General features: G+C 52.6%; 1 protein-coding gene. It reads right to left on the minus strand.

What is annotated here, in order from left to right; genetic code table 11:
- The coding region (locus tag B2R29_RS12455) for an ATP-binding cassette domain-containing protein (protein ID WP_414716616.1) at window positions 1-1206 on the minus strand (1206 nt) is incomplete at its 3' end.
- Window positions 1207-1210 lie beyond the last annotated feature (4 nt).

The raw sequence follows: 1210 nt of genomic DNA on the forward strand, positions 1-1210 counted from the left end.
CTGATCACCGCTGTAAAAATCTGCAGCTTCGGTCACGGCAACGATTTTGTCGCGCTCTTCTTCCGCCGTAGCAATCTGCTCGGGCAGCATATCGAGTTCACGTTGGAGCTTATAAGAGAGCTTCTTCTTTTCTTTCGGAGCCGGCACTGGATTTGTCTCTGCAGGCTGCGCTGCCGATGTTTTATCTGTCGGCTTTTGTGCTGAGGCAGCATCGGCTTTCGGTGATTTTTTATGGCCCCCAGTACGTTCATGCCAATCGCTGTAGCCACCGACATGTTCATCAATATGACCACTGCCATCAAAGACCCACAGCTGGGTAACGACGTTATCAATAAACGCACGGTCGTGGGAAACGAGCAGCAGAGTGCCATCAAAATCAATCAGGCGCTCTTCCAGAAGCTCCAGTGTTTCGATATCGAGATCGTTGGTTGGCTCATCCATCACCAGCAAGTTGCAGGGTTTGAGGAATAGCTTGGCCAGCATCACGCGATTTCGTTCACCACCAGACAACGCCTTCACGGGTGTTCGAGCACGCTCCGGTGGAAACAGAAAGTCGCCCAGGTAGCCAATCACATGACGGCTCTGACCATTCACCACAACGTGGTCTTTTCCATCAGCAACGTTGTCAGCGATGGACTTGTCTTCTTCCAGCACATCCCGCGACTGATCAAAATACGCAACTTCGAGCTTGGTACCGGTACGGATATTCCCCGCCTGCGGCTGTAGCTTACCGAGCAGCAGCTTCAATAGTGTACTTTTACCCACGCCGTTGGGGCCGACCAGACCGATTCGGTCTCCGCGCATCACCAGGGTCGAGAAATCTTTGACCTGGCTGACGTCTTTCCAGGCGTAACTGACATCGCTCAGTTCAAACACCTGCTTACCTGAATTCTCAGAGCCGGTCATGCTGATATTGGCGGTGCCTACACGGTCACGTCGCGCAGAGTGCTGTTTGCGCATTTCTTTCAGACGCTCGACGCGACCTTCGTTACGTGTACGGCGGGCCTTAATACCCTGACGAATCCACTTTTCTTCTTCAGCAAGGCGCTTATCAAACAGAGCGTTTTGCGTGGCCTCATCCTCAAGACGCTTTTCACGGAACTCAAGAAAGCCCCGGTAATCGCCTATCCAGTTGTAGAGATTTCCACGATCCAGATCGACGATCCGCGTAGCAAGTGCCTGAACGAATGCCCGGTCGTGACTGATGAAT

This window comes from Thalassolituus sp. UBA3500 (genome assembly GCF_002377545.1).
Lineage (GTDB): Bacteria > Pseudomonadota > Gammaproteobacteria > Pseudomonadales > Oceanobacteraceae > Thalassolituus.